We start from the raw sequence: 18,761 nt of genomic DNA on the forward strand, positions 1-18,761 counted from the left end.
CTTCCTCTCGCAATTATGTAAAAAGGAAAAAGCTGCTGAGGTCAGTAGTTTTTTCCTTTTTCATTTTATCTATTTCTTTAATGTAAATCCGAATTTATCCCACGCTTGTAAATAGTCTAGTAAGAAAATCTCTTCTTCTACAATTCGACCAACTACATTTGTTTTTCCTGTATTCACCATATCTTTTAATGCAATTTGCAATTCACCTTTATATTGGCCATATTGCTCATTATCAATTAAAAGATCGCCGCGCTTAATTTCACGTGTATTATGAGGTTTAAACTCTTCTTTTTTATATTTCACACGGCTTTGTGTCGAGCGAATCATATATTCAGATACATCCCCGCGATAAAAATGCGGTTCCTCTAATACAATAATTCTTTCTAGTTCTGTCGTTGTATCATATAACTCTATATCAAATGTTTGTTTCTCTTTATTTAATGCACCTAGTGCCTCTAATTCTTCTTCTGATGCATAAGCATTCGCAATAATGACATCATCAATTAATTCTGTCGCAAACAAATGCTTCGCCTGTGTTGTCATCGGTAATTCACGATGCTGCTCTAACGTACATAATCCTTCTGTTACTGGCCAAGGTCCGTATGTTGCATCAAATGATGAAATAAAAGCAGCCGTTCTCATACCGTAATCTTTAAATTGTTTCGAGCATTTAATGAAATGATCGTATGATAATCCTGAATAACGATGTGGATAAAAATTATGGCAACCAATTAAATTTTCACGGTTTGGTCTATGGCTCATGATGTTATCTACATATTTCGTACCGTTACTCATATTAATTTCAATTTTTAAGCCGTATGGATTGTAAGTCATAATTGATTCTTCTAAACCAGAGAATCCAACATCTAAACGAATACCGTACGCACCTAATTCATGGAAGAACGATAAATCATTATATGAAATACCTAATTGTGTAAAGACAGATGGACTAATATCAACTAATACTTGGAACCCTAATGCATTTGCATGAGAGATCGTTTCTTTAAATTCTTCTATAATTTTCTCTTTCTCTCCATCTACAGACAATAAGCATGTGAATACACGTGTAAATCCGTATTTACTTGCTAATGTTAAATATTCCTTATCTTTCTCTACTGTTGAATGTTCTGGATAAATAGAAATACCTAATCGTCTCATATGTACACGCCTCTTTCTTCATTGTTTTGTAAACCTTTTCAAATATATGTAGTGAAAAAGTATATATCCCCTTCTCGTTCACTACTTTTTGAATCCGCTTTCTTTAAAGAAAAAACAATTTCTATCATTCATAACAACTACAAGTCTATACATCTATACTTTACATCTTTTTTTCATAGTTGTGTAGCTTTTACACAAATTTGTCAGTTTTTTCACCTCGAAAATTGTTATACGTTTTCAAGACACCTTCCTTGACTGTTACATTGACCAATACATATACTCGAAAGAAAAGAGAAATTTTATATAGGGGATGAATATATGGGAGAGGCAATACTCGTAAAACGAGAACCGTTATGGACGAAAGAGTTTATGGCGCTAATTCTAGCCAACTTATGTATGTTTTTAGGATTTCAAATGTTAATTCCTACTTTACCTGTTTATGTGAAAGAAATTGGCGGCACAAGTTCCAACATCGGATTTGTTGTCGGTATGTTTACCGTTGCAGCACTTTTTGTTAGACCGCTAACTGGAAACGCCTTGCAAAAATTCAACAAAAAAATCATTTTAATGATCGGTACTTCTATTTGTTTACTCGCTATGGGCAGTTACCTTTTCGCTTCAACCGTCTTCCTATTGCTGGCCGTTCGAATTTTACACGGAGCTGGTTTTGGTATTACAACGACTACATATGGAACTGTCGTTTCAGATTTAATTCCACAAGCTCGCCGCGGTGAAGGTATGGGATATTTCGGCCTTTCTGGAACGATTGCAATGGCGCTCGGTCCACTTATCGGACTTTGGCTTATGCAAACATATAACTTCACAATTCTTTTTTTATGTGCACTTTCCTGCACGATTATTTCATTAATATTAACGAAACTACTTCAAATCAAAAAATCGCCGCAACCACCACAGCAAACATCTGGTACCTTTCTCGATGGATTTATTGAGCGCAAAGCTTTACTTCCTTCATTATTAATATTATGTATTACATTAATGTACGGAGGTATCGGGAGCTTTATTACATTATTTGCTACGGAAGTCGGAATTGCTGATATAAGCCTATTCTTCTTATTTAATGCACTTGCAATTGCTGTCACTCGTCCGTTTTCTGGAAAGTTATATGATGCGAAAGGTCATACATTCGTCATTATTCCAGGAGTTATTATTACGTTTACAGGTATTATTTTGTTGTCGTACACAACTACTATTCCGAGTTTAATTATTGCAGCAGCATGTTACGGAAGTGGTTTTGGAGCGATTCAACCTGCACTGCAAGCATGGATGATCGACCGAGTAGCACCGCACCGACGAGGCGTCGCAACCGCTACATTCTTCTCAGCATTTGACCTTGGAATTGGCGCTGGCGCAATTATATTTGGATTCATTGCACATTTTACAAACTACGCAACTGTATATCGCTATTCCTCTCTACTACTTATTGCTTTCCTGTTCATTTACATCACAAATGTAAGAAAACAAAAACATGGAGATAAAAACAGAGAAAAAGCTGCTGGATAATTTCAGTGGCTTTTTTTATCGTATTTTTAATGTTATAAAACTACATGCATTTTCCTACATATTTTTTTAACTTTCATCAAAAAATATACGATGAACTCGCAGACGCTTTCCTCCATATTCAGCTCAACAATACTATTCTAAAAAGTGTGATTTCTTTACAAAATTAAGATTTATATAAGATGAAAACCAATAAAATACAGCTATTTCTTTAAGTAATTGTAAACTTTTCTTCTCTTTGTAAATTTAGTGTAAATTTTACTTGCAAACCGTTTACAGTGCCTCAAGGTTTAGTTAATAATTACATCGTACATGAAATTTAAGGAGTGGAATGCGTGGAATATAATGTTCAAGATATGATCTTCCAGTTCATTGGTGGATTAGGTATTTTCTTATTCGGGATTAAATACATGGGCGATGGACTGCAACAAGCAGCTGGAGATCGTCTTCGCGATATTCTAGATCGCTTTACAACAAACCCACTGATGGGTGTATTAGCAGGTATGTTAGTTACTGTATTAATCCAATCAAGTTCAGGAACAACCGCTTTAACAGTCGGTCTTGTTAGTGCCGGATTTATGACATTAAGACAAGCAATTGGTGTTATTATGGGTGCGAACATCGGTACGACAGTTACTGCATTTATTATCGGAATTAAAATCGGAGAATACGCACTTCCAGTTATGGCAGTTGGAGCAATCTTACTATTCTTCTTTAAAAATAAAAAAGTACATTCTATAGGTCAAGTTGTATTCGGTTTTGGTATGTTATTCTTCGGTTTAGAATTAATGAGCGCAGGTATGAAGCCTCTTCGTTCTTTAGAGTCATTCCAAGAATTAACGGTTAGCATGAGTGACAATCCAATTTTAGGTATTGTTGTTGGTACAGTCTTCACTTTAATTGTACAAAGTTCAAGTGCAACAATCGGTATTTTACAAGAACTATTCGGTCAAGGTGCAATCGATTTACAAGCTGCCCTTCCTGTATTATTCGGTGATAATATCGGTACAACAATTACAGCAGTATTAGCAGCAATCGGTACTTCAATTGCCGCAAGACGTGCAGCATTAGTTCACGTTATCTTTAATATTATCGGTACAATCATCTTTACAATTTTATTAGTACCATTTACAAGCTTAATCCAATATTTCCAAACGTCATTAAACTTAAATCCAGAAATGACAATTGCATTCGCACACGGGACATTTAACGTAACGAATACAATTATTCAGTTCCCATTCATCGCTGTATTAGCATGGATTGTAACAAAAATTATTCGTGGTGAAGATGCTGCTATTGATTTCAAACCGCAACATTTAAATCCAATCTTTATTGAACAATCTCCAGCTATCGCTTTAACAGAAGCTCAAAAAGAGATTATTCGTATGGCTGATTTTTCATTACATGGATTAAAAGAAGCGAATCAATTTTTAAATACACAAGACAAAAAACACGCGAACATGGCTACTCAATTAGAAGGAGCTATTAACAATTTAGATAAAAAAATTACCGAGTATTTAGTTTTACTATCAGAAAAACCACTTTCACCGACAGACTCTGAGAAGCATTCAGTCCTAGCAGGTGTTGTTGGAGATATTGAACGTGTCGGTGATCATGTAGAAAACCTTGTAGAGCTTGTAGATTTCCAAATTTCAAATCGTGTTTCTTTATCAAGCGAAGCATTAGCTGAATTAAATGAAATGCTTGAGTTAACAATTTCAACATTACAAGACGCAGTTGAAGCTTTAACAAACTTCGATACTGAACTAGCTCAAACAGTTATTGCAAAAGAACGTAAAATCGACCAAATGGAACGCGTTCTTCGTAAACGTCACGTATTACGTCTAAACGAACGTAGCTGTTCAGGTGATGCAAGTATCATCTTCGTTGATATGGTAAGTAACTTAGAGCGTATCGGTGATCACGCTGTAAATATCGCTGATGGTGTTTTAGGTGAACAAGGTAAAGTCAATTTAAAACAATCATTATAATAAGAAAGAGACGCTTACGTTAGCGTCTCTTTTTTCATTTCATATTTACAACCGTTCTTCCTTTTAACTTTCCTTGCAATATAAGTGTAAATTTCTCATCTAACTCTTCTAATGTACATTCTTCTATATAAGATAGTAGCTCTTTATTTTCCCATTCACTTGCTAAGAGCGTCCACACATCTCTTCTTACATCCACTGGGCACTGCACAGAATCTATCCCTAACAGACTTATACCTCGCAAAATAAACGGATATACCGTTGTTTGTAATTCCTGGCCTGCCACATTACCACATGTCGTTACACAACCACCATACTTGACCATTTTTAAAGCGGTTTCTAGCATGTGTCCGCCTACAGTATCGATAACCCCGGCGTATATCCCTTTTAGCATTGGTCTTCCGGATTCATCATTCAACTCCGTACGATGAATCACTTTTTTCGCTCCTAGACGTAGTAGCATCTGTTCCTCTTCCATTTTCCCTGTCGCTCCTACTACGTTAAATCCTAATTTACTTAAAATACTAACAGCTACACTCCCTACACCGCCTGTAGCACCCGTTACTAAAACATCTCCCATACTAGGCGTGATACCTGCTCCAATAAGCTTATACACTGATAAGGCAGCTGTAAAACCTGCTGTCCCGTACATCATGCTTTCCTTTAATGACATTCCCTCTGGTAAAGGAACAATCCAAGATGCCGGCACGCGAATATATTCTCCGAAACCACCAGAAGTATTCATCCCTAAATCATATCCCGTTACAATGACTTGATCTCCTGCTTTAATGGTAGCATCTTCACTACTCACAACCACTCCTGCTGCATCAATTCCTGGCGTATGAGGATATGTTCTCGTAACACCTTTATTACCGGTAGCTGAAAGCGCATCTTTATAATTTAATGAAGAATAATGAACCTGTATGAATACGTCTCCTTCAGGTAAACTACTTACTTCTCTATCAACAACGTTTCTTACAAACTGCTTACTTTCTGTTTCGTTCACAACGATTGCTCGGAATGATGTATGATTCATTACGCTCTCTCCTTTATCCGTCAAATTCTTCTTTATTATATAGAAGAAATAAGTAAACCTACACATTTCTTCTTGGCTATATTTCAACAAATCTTACTTCTCTATTACTTTCTCACAATACATATTTTCATTTACACCAAAACAACTTATACTTATTCTACATCTCAAAAATAAAATATAAAAAATCTGACTTTTTATAAATATATTGAATTTTTACGAAATGTAAATGTTTTGTAATGTTTTTTTTCGTCAAATTTCATTATAATAAGTGGATATGAGTGTCGTATTTCAATCCAAATGAAGGAGTACAAGAAATGGAGCAAAACCCATCTTTGCAAGAAAATACACGCAGTAAACCGAAAAAAGGTAAGAAAAAAACAAAAATTATTATAAGCGTTATTCTATTCTTTTTAATAGTAGGTGGCGGTTATACTTGGTTTTTAGTAAATAAAGCATCTTCTGCTGTTCGAAATGCCGCACACGATTTAGCGCGCGGTGATAAATCTGATTTACGTGATAAAGCTGTAAAACCTATTACAAACAATGTCTCTGTCTTAGTAATGGGTGTTGATGAAAGCGATGTCCGAGGAAAAGAATATGGTGAAGCTATAAGAACGGATGCACTATTACTTGCAACGTTTAATAAAGATAGCAAAACTGTAAAACTATTAAGTATTCCACGAGATACATATACTTATATCCCAGTGGAAAAGAAAAAAGATAAAATTACACACGCTCATGCATACGGTTCTACTAAAAACGGAAAAGATGGTGGACCACAAGCAAGTATTGATGCAGTTGAAAAATTACTAAATGTTCCTGTTGATTACTTTGTAAAGTTTAACTTCAAATCATTTATGAAAATTGTCGACGATTTAGGTGGTATTGAAGTAGATGTACCAGTTGAATTTACTGAACAAGATAGTAATGATAATGCTGATGCGATTCACCTGAAAAAAGGTGTTCAAAAGCTAAATAGTGAAGAAGCTCTTGCTCTTGCTAGAACGCGCCACATCGATAGTGATGCAATGCGTGGACAACGTCAACAACTCGTTATTGAAGCAATTTTAGAGAAACTAACAAGCGTTGGATCTGTAACAAAAGTTGGTAACATCATTGATGATATTGACGGGCAATTCGTTACAAACTTAACATTTGATGATATGCTTTCATTCTATAAGTATGGAGCGGATTCTTCAATTGAGAAATTACAAATTCAAGGTGACGACTGCTATATGGAAAAAGGTGACGATACATGCAGCAAATCTGCTGGTGGCGGCCGAACATATTACTACAATCCAGATAAAAAAGAATTAGCAAAAGTTACAAACGATCTTCGTGCTCATCTTGGATTACCAGCATATACAAAAACAGAATCGGATTCAAAGAAAACAAGTACAGAAAAAACAAAAGAATCTAAGTCTGAAAATTCAAGTGAACGCGAATCAAGTAACAATGAAGAAAAAAATAGCCGTGAAGACACAGAAACATCGTCTGGCGACAATGAATAAAAAAGAAGCAGTTCTCTATGGAGGTAGAGTACTGCTTCTTTTTATTTATCTGAAACTAAAAATCAGAACTTTCTAACTATCTTTTTTAATATTTTTAAATTATAATAAATAGTAGCAATCTATTCCAATTATCAGGGGGCTCATACATATGAAAGCTGCAGTAAAACATAACATCTCAGATTTTAAAGACTACTTAAAGTCAAACGATATATTCATGGAAGAAAATATAGATGAAAATGATGGCTCTGTTCACTTTTCAGTAGGATTAGAGACAGAAGCTGGCGCAAAAATTCAACTTATCGCTGCTTTCCAAAACGAACATCCTACTGTAGATATATACTGCTTCAATGTTGCTCATGTACCAGATGCAACAGCAACAAATGATATTTTGCACGTTATCAATGAATTAAACACATCTTATCGATTTGCAAAATTCACATTAAACAAGCAAAATGCAATTGATATTTCAGCATCGCTTGCATTCTCAGAACCAAACTTTAATCCAGCACTTGTATTTGAACATACGAGAATGCTATATAAATTAGCAAATGACGAATATAAAAACTTAATGAAAGTTATTTGGGCATAAACAAAAGGATGGGCTGCAAGCAGCGCCATCCTTTTATTTCGATATCATATCAATCCACATCTTAACAGCAGTTCCTACAATCAAAATCGATAACATATATTGTAGTGCTTTTTGATTAATCCTCTTCCCAACTCGCGCTCCAAGCGGCGCAGCAATGATACTTGCAATCGCAATAATAAGAGCTGGAATTACGACCACTTGCCCAGTTATCACTTTTCCAGTTGTAATCCCTATTGAGGAAATAAACGTAATAGCGATAGATGTTGCTATCGTTGTACGTATCGGCAATTTTAAAATAACTAGCATAATCGGTACTAAAAGGAACGAACCTCCAGCACCTATAATGCCTGATGCTCCGCCTACAATAAAAGCTAACAGGCTTGCTAACCATTTATTATATTTCACTTCATTACCATTATTACGTTTCGGTACGAACATCATAATGGCAGCAATTGTTGCTAACGCTGCATAAACAACATTTACCGTATGTTCCTCCAATACGTTAGCACCAAAACTCCCTATGAAACTTCCTATTAATATACTAGCTCCCATATACATAACTAGCGTTTTATCCATATCATTACTTTTCCGATAGGCCCATGCCCCTGCAAAAGTTGCAAAGAATACTTGCACCGCTGTAATACCACTCACTTCATGTGACGTATAGCCAGTAAATCCTAGCAATACCGGCATGTATAGGATCATCGGATAATTAATAATCGCACCGCCAATTCCAACCATTCCTGATATAAACGATCCGATAAACCCAATTATAAAAAGTAATACGACTAAACTCACCTTATATCCCCCGCCTTCTAAAAAGAAGGTGATTTAAATGAATAAGTTCACATTCCCATCCGAAGCATCTGCTAAATATGCTCCTACTCCTGCAAACTCTACCCCTTCCATAATCTCTTCCTCTTTTAACCCTAATAAATCTACTGTCATTTGACAAGCTACAAGTTTAATTCCTTGTTCTTTCGCCAAATCCATTAAATCTGGTAAAGGCATCGCATTATGTTTTTTCATAATACCTTTAATCATCTTTGGTCCCATACCGGCAAAATTCATTTTTGATAATCCCATCTTATCAGCTCCGCGCGGCATCATTTTTCCAAATACTTTTTCGATAAAAGTTTTCTTTACCTTCACATGTTCATCTTTCCTTAAAGCATTTAATCCCCAGAAAGTATGAAAAATAGTAACCTCTTGATCATAAGCAGCTGCACCATTTGCAATAATATAAGCAGCCATCGCTTTATCATAATCTCCACTAAATAAAACGATTGTTGTTTTCTTCTGTTGTTCCATGTTGTTCTCCCTCCAATTACCTATAGGGGTATTTTGTTATTTATAAAAAACCTCAAATCATTTATCCCGCATTAACGGGCAGTAAGACCCCCACCTCAAAATTCAGCGGAAGCGAAGAAGTTAGGTGAAGGACCAACTGCCCGTAAAAGCCCGATTGGTTCAACTAATAATCAGTGTGGGATGGACAAAAACCCCCACTGATTAAAGTTTCACTTTATCTCTGTACTATAAGACTTTACCTTCCCACGCTAACATACCACCTACCATATTGATCGCTTGAAAACCGTAGCTCTCTAAAAACTGAACTGCTCTTGCACTTCTTCCACCAGAGCGACAAACGATAATATACTCCTTCTTTTTATCCAACTCATGCATACGAAATTCTAATAGTCCTAATGGAATGTTACATGCTTCTGGGATTTTCCCCTCAGCAACTTCTTCTACTTCACGTACGTCTACGATATTTACTGCTTCTTTACGTAACAATTTTTCTTCTAATTCTTTTACTGTCATTTCTTTCATTTTACATTTCCTCCTCACAAACCATTCATACCACCTGAAACATTAATAACTCGCTGAAATCCTAATTTCTTTAATACTTTTGCTGCTTGCTTACTTCTCATCCCGCTCTGACAAATAACGATTACTTCCTTATTTTTATCTAACTGATTTGCTTTACTAGCTAACTCATTTAACGGGATATTTTGAAATCCTTTCATATGATTCCCTCTATATTCACCTATTGCGCGAACATCGATGAATTGTTTTCCCTTTTTTCCCGCTATCCCCTTTAATTCTTTCCCGCTTATATTTTGAACACCTTTTACCGGTAAAAAACGCGAAATAACAACTACTACAGCAAATACAACGAAAAGCGTACTTAATATTGTATTCATATAACCAACCTCTCTACATTTATAAAACTACTACGCCTTCTTAATCCAAAATTTCAGTACATCAGCTTCTTCTACATGCTTTACGATGTCATGACCACCTTTATTCGCCCATGCTGGAATATCCTTAACTGACCCTTTATCCGTCACATGTACTTCTAACACTTCTCCCGTTTGTAAAGTATCCATCGCTTTCTTCGTTCTTACAATCGGCATTGGACATGCTAAACCTTTCGCATCTAATACTTGTTTTACATTCATCATCTATTCCTCCATTTTTTATTTCTTTTATTATTCATGAACTGCACAACGATTTGGACCAATCTCCATTTCACGCTCTTCATCCGCACTTGGATGAATCTTACCCATATTCGTTTGACGAATTTCTCCGTAAGCATTCGGCTGAGGTGGTAAATTCTCTGTTACAACTTTACGAAACTCTTCCTTATCCTCAATATTTAGCCCTGCATTATACGTAAATAAATCTTTTAACTTTGCGCTCACAACACCATTCTCATCCATTTCACTTATTTTTGAATAATGAGCTGGTAACACAATTAATTGTTGAGATAGTACTTTATATCGGTTATATAGAGTTTCTCGTAAATCACTCACCCAATCCTCAGCCTTTCCAGCAAGATCTGGACGCCCGATTGAATCTACAAATAAAATATCGCCTGATAATAAATAGGAATCATCTACAATAAATGATGTACTTCCAATCGTATGCCCCGGTGAGTATAATGCGTCAATTTCAATTTTAGTACCCCCCACCGTAATAACAGATCCTTCAACAAGCGGTTCGTATAAGAAAACAACTTCCTCCGCATCTTTTGGCGGTAACCAATACGTACCACCTACTTTTTCCGCTAACTTACGTCCTCCAGAAATATGGTCTGCATGTAAATGTGTATCCATTACATTCGTAATCGTAACATCATGCTCTTTCGCAAATTCTTCATACGCTTCAACTGTTCTGACTGCATCAATAACTACTGCTTCACCATTTGAAACGACCATATAAGATAAACAGCCTTTTCCAAGACGGTTAAACTGATACATACTTCCCCCATTTTTTAAATCTCCAACTTTTATAGGCTTTACATATTCACTCCAAGCCTTCATACCGCCAGCTAAATAAAACACATTATGGAAGCCAGCATCTAGCAATTGCTCTGCAACAAACTGCGAAGAACCTTCTTTCGCACATACGACTAAAATCTCTTTCTCCCTCGGCAATTCACTTGCAATATGCTCTACACCATCTAACAAATCAAAATACGGTTTATTTATAGAAGAAATTTGTTTCCCTTCAATTTTCCAATCTTCATAATCCGTCTCATTACGAACATCTAAAATAAACAACTCTCCGAATAAAACTTTCTCTGCAACATCTTTTGCATATAACGGTTTAATGCTCATATAATTACCCCCATAGGTATATTTTTATTTAAAAAATTTTATTTCCCCACATTCCCTTGCCACTCTATCATACCTGGAATGACATTTTTCACATTTGAATACCCTTGCTCTTTCAACATTTGGCAAGCTACATCACTACGGTTACCAGTTCGGCAAACAACATAAATTTGCTTCGTCTGATCTAATTCTGCACTGCTCAGTTCGCCTAATGGTACCGAAATAGCCGATGGAATATGACCAAAAGCAAATTCCGCCGCTTCACGAACATCTACTACAATACACTCTTCACCACTTAATACTATCTCTTCCAATTCCGAATTCGTAATTGTATGAGGATATTTCACTATTTCATTCATTTCATGCTCATTTGCTTTTCTAACGTAATGCATTAAAACATCGCCCTCTTGTTTTGTCCCGATATATTGATGCCCTACTTTATTTGCCCAGCTTTGTATATCTACTGTAGATCCTTTATCTGTTGCCTTAATTTCAATCACTTGGCCTGATGCTAATCCTTCTATCCCCTTCTTCGTCTTCACAATCGGCATCGGACAAGCCAACCCTTTACAATCTAAACTCATATCCACTTTTATACTCATAGTCGATTCCTCCATAATTTATATACATATACCTGTAGGGGTATATTGAAATGTTTTTGAAAATCTGTCAACACTTACGTTTGACAGATTATCGGCTTTTTACAAGTAATTGAACAGCTTCTTTAATTAATTCTTCATTTGAACCATTACCACTTTCAAACTGTTCACGCAAACATTGCTCTAAATTTGTTCCAACAACGAGGCCAATTGTACGATCAAGTGCAGAACGAGATGCCGTTAACTGTGTAATAACCTCTCGGCAATCTTTTCCTTCTTCCATCATACGAAGCACACCACGAACTTGACCTTCAATACGCTTTAATCTATTTTTCATGTCTTGATTATATTCCATTGTATAATCACCTCATTACCATTATGTCACTATTTATAACCTATGACAATATATTATACCCTGCAGGGTATTTCGTAAACCCCTATTTTTAATTTTCACCTTATATATTCGCAAAACATAAAGTGAAACCTTAATCTATAGGCTTTCATCTTCCACCAAATTTTGAAGTGGAAGATGAAAAAATATCAATATACAACACGTTCTGGTACTACCGTTCCATACAATTTAAAACCACCATCTACATTCTTTACCTTATACCCTTTTTCCATTAACATGCGTGCTGCAACGTATCCCCTCATGCCGAGTTGACAAGTAATATATATTTCTTTATCTACCGGCACCTCATCCAAACGATCACGTAATTCATCTAACGGAATATTAATAGAACCTTTAATCATTCCTTGTTTTAGTTCATTAGGCTCTCGAACATCAATAAGATATCCACCATTTTCAACAATATGATCTATTTCATGCCATTGTACCGTTTCCACAAAACCATCTACTATATTACTTGCGGCATACCCCACCATGTTTACTGGATCTTTCGCAGAAGAATATGGCGGTGCGTATGATAATTCTAAATCTGGCAAATCAATTACAGTTAAATTTGCTTTTATTGCCGTTGCGATAACATCGATACGTTTATCTACACCGTCACGTCCTAACGCCTGCGCTCCATAAATTTTTCCGCTTTTTTTATTAAAAATTAATTTTATTAGCACTGGCGCAGCATTCGGATAGTATCCCGCATGCGAATTTGCCTGTACATGTACTACCTCATAGGGTATATTTAATCGTTTTAATATTTTCTCATTTACTCCCGTCGAAGCAACCGTTAAATCAAAAACTTTAGCTACAGAAGTTCCGAGCGTACCTTTATATAAAGAATCCGTATGACCATGAATAATATCTGCTAACATACGACCTTGACGATTAGCTGGCCACGCTAAAGGAATCATCGTTTCTGTTTCTGTAACAAAATCTTTCACTTCAATCGCATCACCAATTGCATATATATGTGGATCCGATGTTTGAAATTTTTTATTTACTTTTATCGTTCCTCTAACTCCTAAAGCTAACCCTGCATCTTTCGCTAAACTACTCTCTGGTTGTACACCAATTGCTAAAATAATCATATCTGTCTCTATAATTGAACCACTTTTTAAACGTACAACATTCCCATTCTCTTCTAATGCATCTACACCATCTTCAAAAACAAGCTCAACATCGTGATTTTTCATATGCTCATGTACATATGCTGCCATTTCATAATCGATTGGTGGCATTACTTGATTTGCCATCTCTACGAGAGTAACATCAATTCCACGTTCTCTTAAATTCTCAACCATTTCCACTCCAATAAATCCACCACCAATCACCGTCGCATGACGTGGTTTCTTCTCATCAATGTACGCTTTAATACGATCTGTATCAGGTACATTTCGTAACGTAAACAACGCCTTCGCTTCTTCAATACCCGGAATAGGTGGAACAATTGGTTTCGCCCCTGGTGAAAGAATTAAAACATCATATTCCTCGTTATATGTTTCATCTGTAGTTACATTCTTTATCGTAATTGTTTTCTCTTCTTTATTAATCTTTACCACTTCACTCAATACACGTATATCTAAATTAAAACGCTTTGACATTCTCTCAACAGTTTGTACTAATAATTTTTTTCTTTCTGTAATGACACCGCCAATATAATATGGCAATCCACAGTTTGCAAATGAAATGTATTCACCGCGCTCCACCATAATAATTTCATCATCTTCACTTAAACGACGAAGCCTTGCAGCTACTGATGCCCCGCCGGCAACTCCGCCTACTACAACTATTTTTCTAGACATATTTTAAACCTCCATATTATTTATTATTTAATTTTCTCATGTATAATAAACGCAAAACCTATACCTGTATGGGTATATAATAAATTATAAAAAATTTAATTTCAATCAATATGGCTTTCTTTCACAAATTCGAAACAAATAAACAAAGAACCTAGATCTCTCCAAGTTCTTTTGCGTATAGTTCCATAACTTTCTGTACGATTACATCTGCTGTATTCTCTTTCGGTGGCATCAATAAATTTGTAACCGTTCCATACACTACAGGGCTGAATTCCACTTCATAACCACCATATTCAAATTCTCCCCTTGTCGGTAAATACCCAATATATCCATTCGTATATCCCCCAAAGAAAGCTAGTTCATTTTGAAGACGCTCTTTCATTTCTAAAGCAGTTTCTGAAAAAGGTTCCATTGGTATACCTGAGAACGTACCATCATTAACTTGAAACAGTTGCACTTCTAAATCAATACTTAACTGCCGAATACCTTGCTTATATTTCTCTAAAACGATAGTAAGCCATTCATCCGTATTCACGCCCCACTGCTTCTCGGCGGATTGAGCCATGCTTCGTATCTCATCCATTTCAGGAATATCTTTCAACTTCATTTTCACCTTACCCGAAGCTGTTCTTACATTTACAATTGGGCTATATGTAACTGTTGGCAACATCGTTAATACATGTCCACTAAGTGTGTAAGCCATTTGCTTTAATGCTTCCCTTGAACCGCGATACTTCGCATTCACATTACCAGCAGCACCTTGCACAATCATAACAGGACAATTTACGGTCTTCTCAAGAATCTCTCTTGTCATTCCCGGATAGTCCGCTGATAATGCATCACTATCACCTTTTAAAACATTCGGATGGGCCGTACAAAATACTACAATCCCACATAGCTCTTTCGTTTCAGCATCTCTTATTACTAGCATACCAATTCGTTTATCTACAACACCCTCAATATTTGTTCCCATCTTCGCTCTTCCATCAGATGTTCGCTCTCTTCGGTTTACTCCAATATCACCTGTCGTAACACCCCAGCCAACTTCACATCGCTTCAAGTTGTTATTCGCAGTAACAGCACCTTGCACTACATTATTTACTAAAATTGTTTTATACGACTGTACTAGCGGATTATCACCGACCGTTTCTGGACCAGAGTGGGTATGTGTATAAACAACTGTTATTTGCTCAAACGGCACATGAAGCCTACTTGCTACTCGCTCACGAATTATATTCGTATCTTCTACTAACATTCCAATATTATCAATACTTATAAACACAGTTTTCATTTCATCTTTTTCAAATACAAAAACTGTCCCATAAATACGCTCTTCAATATTATTTATTCCTGTCTCTCTATGATATCCAACAAAATCAATACCGACAGGCGGCGTAATATCCACCTTGCATACCCCTATTTTGCTCATTCGAATCGCTCCATTTCTCTATGTAACTCCCTTTTTTCAAGAATAGCATATTTAACCTTATTCCAAATAAAAAAAGAACGAACATAGCATTCTATGTCCGTTCTTTTCATCACACATACTTCCGATGCACCATCTTCCCATCATAAGAAAACACAACGCCCTTACTCTCCACAATCGACTCCATATGCACCGTTCTTCCCCATAATTGATGAAGGTATGGCAATACTTTTTCTAAGTATTTTAAATCGAGCTCGATTCCTTCGTAACTATGTTTAATGTACAATTCACCGTTCTTTAAGTAGTCCCCGTCTTCTACTACTAAGTACGGGAATCCACCATTTGTACGCATATTTACGAGCTGATCACGCACATGTTCCCACTCTTTATCTATTACTTTATATTCTTTTCCTTGGCGCTGGAATAAGTACATATCTTCTCTCATGACGAGATCTTTATTTAAGTAGTTTCTTAAGAACGATACGTCCCATTCGATTTCGCGTACTTCAAAGATTTTGTCACGACCAGATCCTGGTTTGACGCCTCTTCGTTTCATTTCTTCTGTCGGGTTGTTGTAGCGTTCTTCAATATCTTCAAACATTTTAATACCGAGGTAGTATGGATTAATGCTCGTTTTTGATGGCTGAACGACACCTGCATTTAATTTCGCAAATTCAATTGCTTCATCAGATGTTAAGTCCATTTCACGAAGTATACGTTGATGCCAATATGATGCCCAGCCTTCATTCATAATCTTCGTTTCAAGCTGTGGCCAGAAATATAACATTTCCTCACGCATCATCGTTAATATGTCTCGCTGCCAATCTTCTAACTCACGGCTATATTCTTCAATAAAGAGGAGTAAGTCTTTCTCTGGTTGCGGCGGAATTTTCTTCTTTTTACGTACATTGGAACGTTCCCTTTTTTTATTTCGATCATCTAAATTCCATAGGTCATCGTATTGTGATGCCTTTTTCTTTTCCACTTCTTCCTCTTCTAAATCATCAATACTCCACGCTAGTTTCGGACGCATAAGCGACGGATCAATATGCTCTTGAATGGCAAGTACGGCATCCAAAAATGTTTCTACCTCAGCTTTCCCGTACTTATGCTCATATGCTTTCACCCGTTCAGCTGTTGCTGACATACTTTCTACCATATCTCGTTTCGTGTTTGAAAAACGAATATTATTTTTAAAGAAATCACAGTGTGCTAAAACATGCGCTACAATTAATTTATTTTGAATTAACGAGTTCGTATCTAGTAAAAATGCATAACATGGATCAGAGTTAATAACGAGTTCGTATATTTTACTAAGACCTAAATCGTATTGTAATTTCATTCTGAAAAACTGTTTTCCAAAACTCCAATGTGAAAACCGCGTCGGCATCCCATATGCACCAAATGTATAAATAATTTCTGCTGGACATATTTCATAACGCATCGGATAAAAATCAAGCCCAAATCCAGTCGCAATTTCCGTAATTTCCGCAATCGCATATTGCAGTGCTTTATCGTCACTTGCTCTCATTATTTTCCCTCCTTACACTTTCCCTTAAGAAAGTGTATGATGAGGAACAAGCTTTCATGAGAACTAAACAAACTTACTCAATTTATTCACCTTTTTTTATTTCAATAATACTTGAACTAATGGATTAACATCCTTCATTAGTGTATGTGGGGAAATTCTTATACTCTCTTATCTGCTCAACTATTTTCTTCTCCACATCACCTTGGCTCTCAAAAGTATGTAATTCATGACACCAAAACACAACTTCAGTTTCATCAGCTTCTTCTATCCAAGGTTTTTTAGTAATCAATGTACCATTAAATGTTAATTCCTCATAAGAACAATATTCAAATGCAACATATTTTAACCACCAATAGTTTACCTCTTGCTTAATTTCTTGCGCAGTAAAAGCACGCGGCAATTTGAACAGTCCCGTTATAACTGTAGGATATAATAATGGACAGTTTGCGTGATACAATTGCACATTCACAATAGTCACTTTTTCAACTCTATTTTGTTGTAATGCAATATTATCTACATACACCCTACACATAAATTGTGGAAAAAATGTCGTATAGTTATTTTGGTCCATTGACTGTCCTATGTTCTTGCTCGTCTCTGTCCCTAATGTATTTCCAAACAGCGGTGTCAATCCTTCCCTAGATAGCATATTATCGACATCTCGCAGTAACAAAATACTATTATTAATAACTTCCCTTACATTTTGAATAGATATTTTCATAATGTCTTTCGTACTCATTCATCATTTTCCTCTCCGCTTATATTTCCAAGCGTCACATACTACTTCAGATAAAACATCCCACCTGTATTGTGAGCTTGCCTTTGAATATACCCAACAATTTTTTTGGACTTCTTCTAATCTTGATAATCCGCTAAAACTATTTAATCCCTTTTTCTCTAGTAAAAGCTTTAAGTCATATAAAATGCATTGATCTTGCGCAGTTCCATACGGAATCCATTCACAAACCGTACTATAAAGCATAGACCACGAAAGCCAAAACATCTTTTTTTCCGCATCGGGTAAACGTGCATGAACTGAACTATCCAATAACTCTATGTGCGGTATACTTGTATCGTTTGTCAGATAAATAAGTGATATATCATTTACTTTTGATGGAGGAATAGAAACATATTTATAAAAATTGCTGCTATGTAAATCCTCCAATTCTCTTGCAAGTTGGTCTCGTTGGAAATTCTTTCTCTCCATCAAATCAACTGTTTCATCTTCTTTACTAGACTTACCTGATAAAAACTTCGCTTCTATACATATAATATGGTAAGTAGCATCTTCATTTTCTAATATTACTAACACATCTGGCTCGCTATTTTCTAACCTTTCCCAAAATAAATAGGTTATTTTCTTTATTTTCCCATCAACATGTAAAGCTTCCCCGTTCCCATTAAAACTGTTATTTAATAACTCTACAAAAAAAGATGGTGAAGATAAATAACGCATGCTTCCAATAACAGATGACGTCAAGACATCTTCACTGCTGCTATAAAACTTCCCTTTAATTTCAGCTTGTAACATAAAGAAGACAGTCCTTTCAAAATACGTAGTGAATTTATTTTAAAAC

General features: G+C 35.9%; 19 protein-coding genes. 4 read left to right on the top strand and 15 right to left on the bottom strand.

Annotated elements, in window-relative coordinates:
* Positions 1 to 69: 69 nt before the first annotated feature.
* A complete protein-coding gene (locus VF726_RS27995) occupies positions 70 to 1,158 on the bottom strand; it encodes a DUF871 domain-containing protein (RefSeq protein ID WP_440173460.1) in 1,089 nt (362 codons plus the stop codon).
* A gap of 318 nt (positions 1,159 to 1,476) precedes the next feature.
* Here VF726_RS27995 and VF726_RS28000 point away from each other — a divergent pair, with 318 nt between their 5' ends.
* Together VF726_RS28000 and VF726_RS28005 are read left to right on the top strand one after the other, a co-directional pair.
* On the top strand, positions 1,477 to 2,679 hold the full coding sequence (locus VF726_RS28000) for an MFS transporter (RefSeq protein ID WP_440173461.1): 1,203 nt from the start codon (positions 1,477 to 1,479) through the stop codon (positions 2,677 to 2,679).
* Positions 2,680 to 3,011: 332 nt separating this feature from the next.
* Positions 3,012 to 4,667 (top strand): Na/Pi cotransporter family protein, encoded by a 1,656-nt coding sequence (locus VF726_RS28005; protein ID WP_000456273.1) that lies wholly within the window; start codon positions 3,012 to 3,014, stop codon positions 4,665 to 4,667.
* A 34-nt stretch (positions 4,668 to 4,701) separates the two neighbouring features.
* Here the strand turns inward: VF726_RS28005 and VF726_RS28010 are convergent, their stop codons facing one another.
* The gene (locus VF726_RS28010; RefSeq protein WP_440173463.1) at positions 4,702 to 5,700 is read right to left on the bottom strand and encodes a YhdH/YhfP family quinone oxidoreductase; all 999 of its coding nucleotides are present in this window, start codon (positions 5,698 to 5,700) and stop codon (positions 4,702 to 4,704) included.
* 314 nt (positions 5,701 to 6,014) lie between these two features.
* Here VF726_RS28010 and VF726_RS28015 point away from each other — a divergent pair, with 314 nt between their 5' ends.
* Positions 6,015 to 7,211: an LCP family protein gene (locus VF726_RS28015; protein ID WP_440173464.1), complete on the top strand. Its 1,197-nt coding sequence runs from the start codon at positions 6,015 to 6,017 to the stop codon at positions 7,209 to 7,211.
* A gap of 148 nt (positions 7,212 to 7,359) precedes the next feature.
* Positions 7,360 to 7,800, top strand: a complete 441-nt coding sequence (locus VF726_RS28020) for a hypothetical protein (protein WP_076535726.1) — start codon at positions 7,360 to 7,362, stop codon at positions 7,798 to 7,800.
* Positions 7,801 to 7,833: 33 nt separating this feature from the next.
* On the opposite strand, the gene VF726_RS28025 is transcribed toward VF726_RS28020, so the two are convergent.
* The 13 genes from VF726_RS28025 to VF726_RS28085 form a co-directional block, all read right to left on the bottom strand.
* The gene (locus tag VF726_RS28025; RefSeq protein WP_440173466.1) at positions 7,834 to 8,598 is read right to left on the bottom strand and encodes a sulfite exporter TauE/SafE family protein; all 765 of its coding nucleotides are present in this window, start codon (positions 8,596 to 8,598) and stop codon (positions 7,834 to 7,836) included.
* 33 nt (positions 8,599 to 8,631) lie between these two features.
* A complete protein-coding gene (locus tag VF726_RS28030; protein WP_000437730.1) occupies positions 8,632 to 9,111 on the bottom strand; it encodes a DsrE/DsrF/DrsH-like family protein in 480 nt (159 codons plus the stop codon).
* A gap of 225 nt (positions 9,112 to 9,336) precedes the next feature.
* Positions 9,337 to 9,633 carry a rhodanese-like domain-containing protein gene (locus tag VF726_RS28035; RefSeq protein WP_429600966.1) on the bottom strand — a complete coding sequence of 99 codons (297 nt, stop codon included), beginning with the start codon at positions 9,631 to 9,633 and terminating at the stop codon, positions 9,337 to 9,339.
* A 14-nt stretch (positions 9,634 to 9,647) separates the two neighbouring features.
* Complete coding sequence (locus tag VF726_RS28040) at positions 9,648 to 10,007, bottom strand: rhodanese-like domain-containing protein (RefSeq protein WP_440173469.1); 360 nt, start codon at positions 10,005 to 10,007, stop codon at positions 9,648 to 9,650.
* A gap of 30 nt (positions 10,008 to 10,037) precedes the next feature.
* The gene (locus tag VF726_RS28045) at positions 10,038 to 10,268 is read right to left on the bottom strand and encodes a sulfurtransferase TusA family protein (RefSeq protein WP_002070570.1); all 231 of its coding nucleotides are present in this window, start codon (positions 10,266 to 10,268) and stop codon (positions 10,038 to 10,040) included.
* 27 nt (positions 10,269 to 10,295) lie between these two features.
* A complete protein-coding gene (locus VF726_RS28050) occupies positions 10,296 to 11,426 on the bottom strand; it encodes an MBL fold metallo-hydrolase (RefSeq protein WP_440173471.1) in 1,131 nt (376 codons plus the stop codon).
* Between the two features lie 38 nt (positions 11,427 to 11,464).
* Entirely contained in the window at positions 11,465 to 12,025 is a 561-nt protein-coding gene (locus VF726_RS28055) for a sulfurtransferase TusA family protein (protein ID WP_440173473.1), read from the bottom strand.
* An 88-nt stretch (positions 12,026 to 12,113) separates the two neighbouring features.
* Entirely contained in the window at positions 12,114 to 12,377 is a 264-nt protein-coding gene (locus tag VF726_RS28060; RefSeq protein WP_000456206.1) for a metal-sensitive transcriptional regulator, read from the bottom strand.
* A gap of 185 nt (positions 12,378 to 12,562) precedes the next feature.
* A complete protein-coding gene (gene cdr, locus VF726_RS28065; protein ID WP_440173475.1) occupies positions 12,563 to 14,227 on the bottom strand; it encodes a CoA-disulfide reductase in 1,665 nt (554 codons plus the stop codon).
* 151 nt (positions 14,228 to 14,378) lie between these two features.
* Positions 14,379 to 15,656, bottom strand: coding sequence for a neutral/alkaline non-lysosomal ceramidase N-terminal domain-containing protein (locus VF726_RS28070; RefSeq protein ID WP_440173476.1), 1,278 nt, complete (start codon positions 15,654 to 15,656; stop codon positions 14,379 to 14,381).
* A 109-nt stretch (positions 15,657 to 15,765) separates the two neighbouring features.
* Positions 15,766 to 17,184, bottom strand: a complete 1,419-nt coding sequence (spoVR, locus tag VF726_RS28075) for a stage V sporulation protein SpoVR (RefSeq protein WP_429603857.1) — start codon at positions 17,182 to 17,184, stop codon at positions 15,766 to 15,768.
* 124 nt (positions 17,185 to 17,308) lie between these two features.
* Positions 17,309 to 17,923 carry a hypothetical protein gene (locus VF726_RS28080; RefSeq protein WP_440173477.1) on the bottom strand — a complete coding sequence of 205 codons (615 nt, stop codon included), beginning with the start codon at positions 17,921 to 17,923 and terminating at the stop codon, positions 17,309 to 17,311.
* A gap of 3 nt (positions 17,924 to 17,926) precedes the next feature.
* On the bottom strand, positions 17,927 to 18,715 hold the full coding sequence (locus VF726_RS28085; RefSeq protein WP_440173478.1) for a hypothetical protein: 789 nt from the start codon (positions 18,713 to 18,715) through the stop codon (positions 17,927 to 17,929).
* Positions 18,716 to 18,761 lie beyond the last annotated feature (46 nt).

Origin of the sequence: Bacillus sp. Brlt_9 (genome assembly GCF_051948935.1) — a bacterium.
GTDB lineage: Bacteria > Bacillota > Bacilli > Bacillales > Bacillaceae_G > Bacillus_A.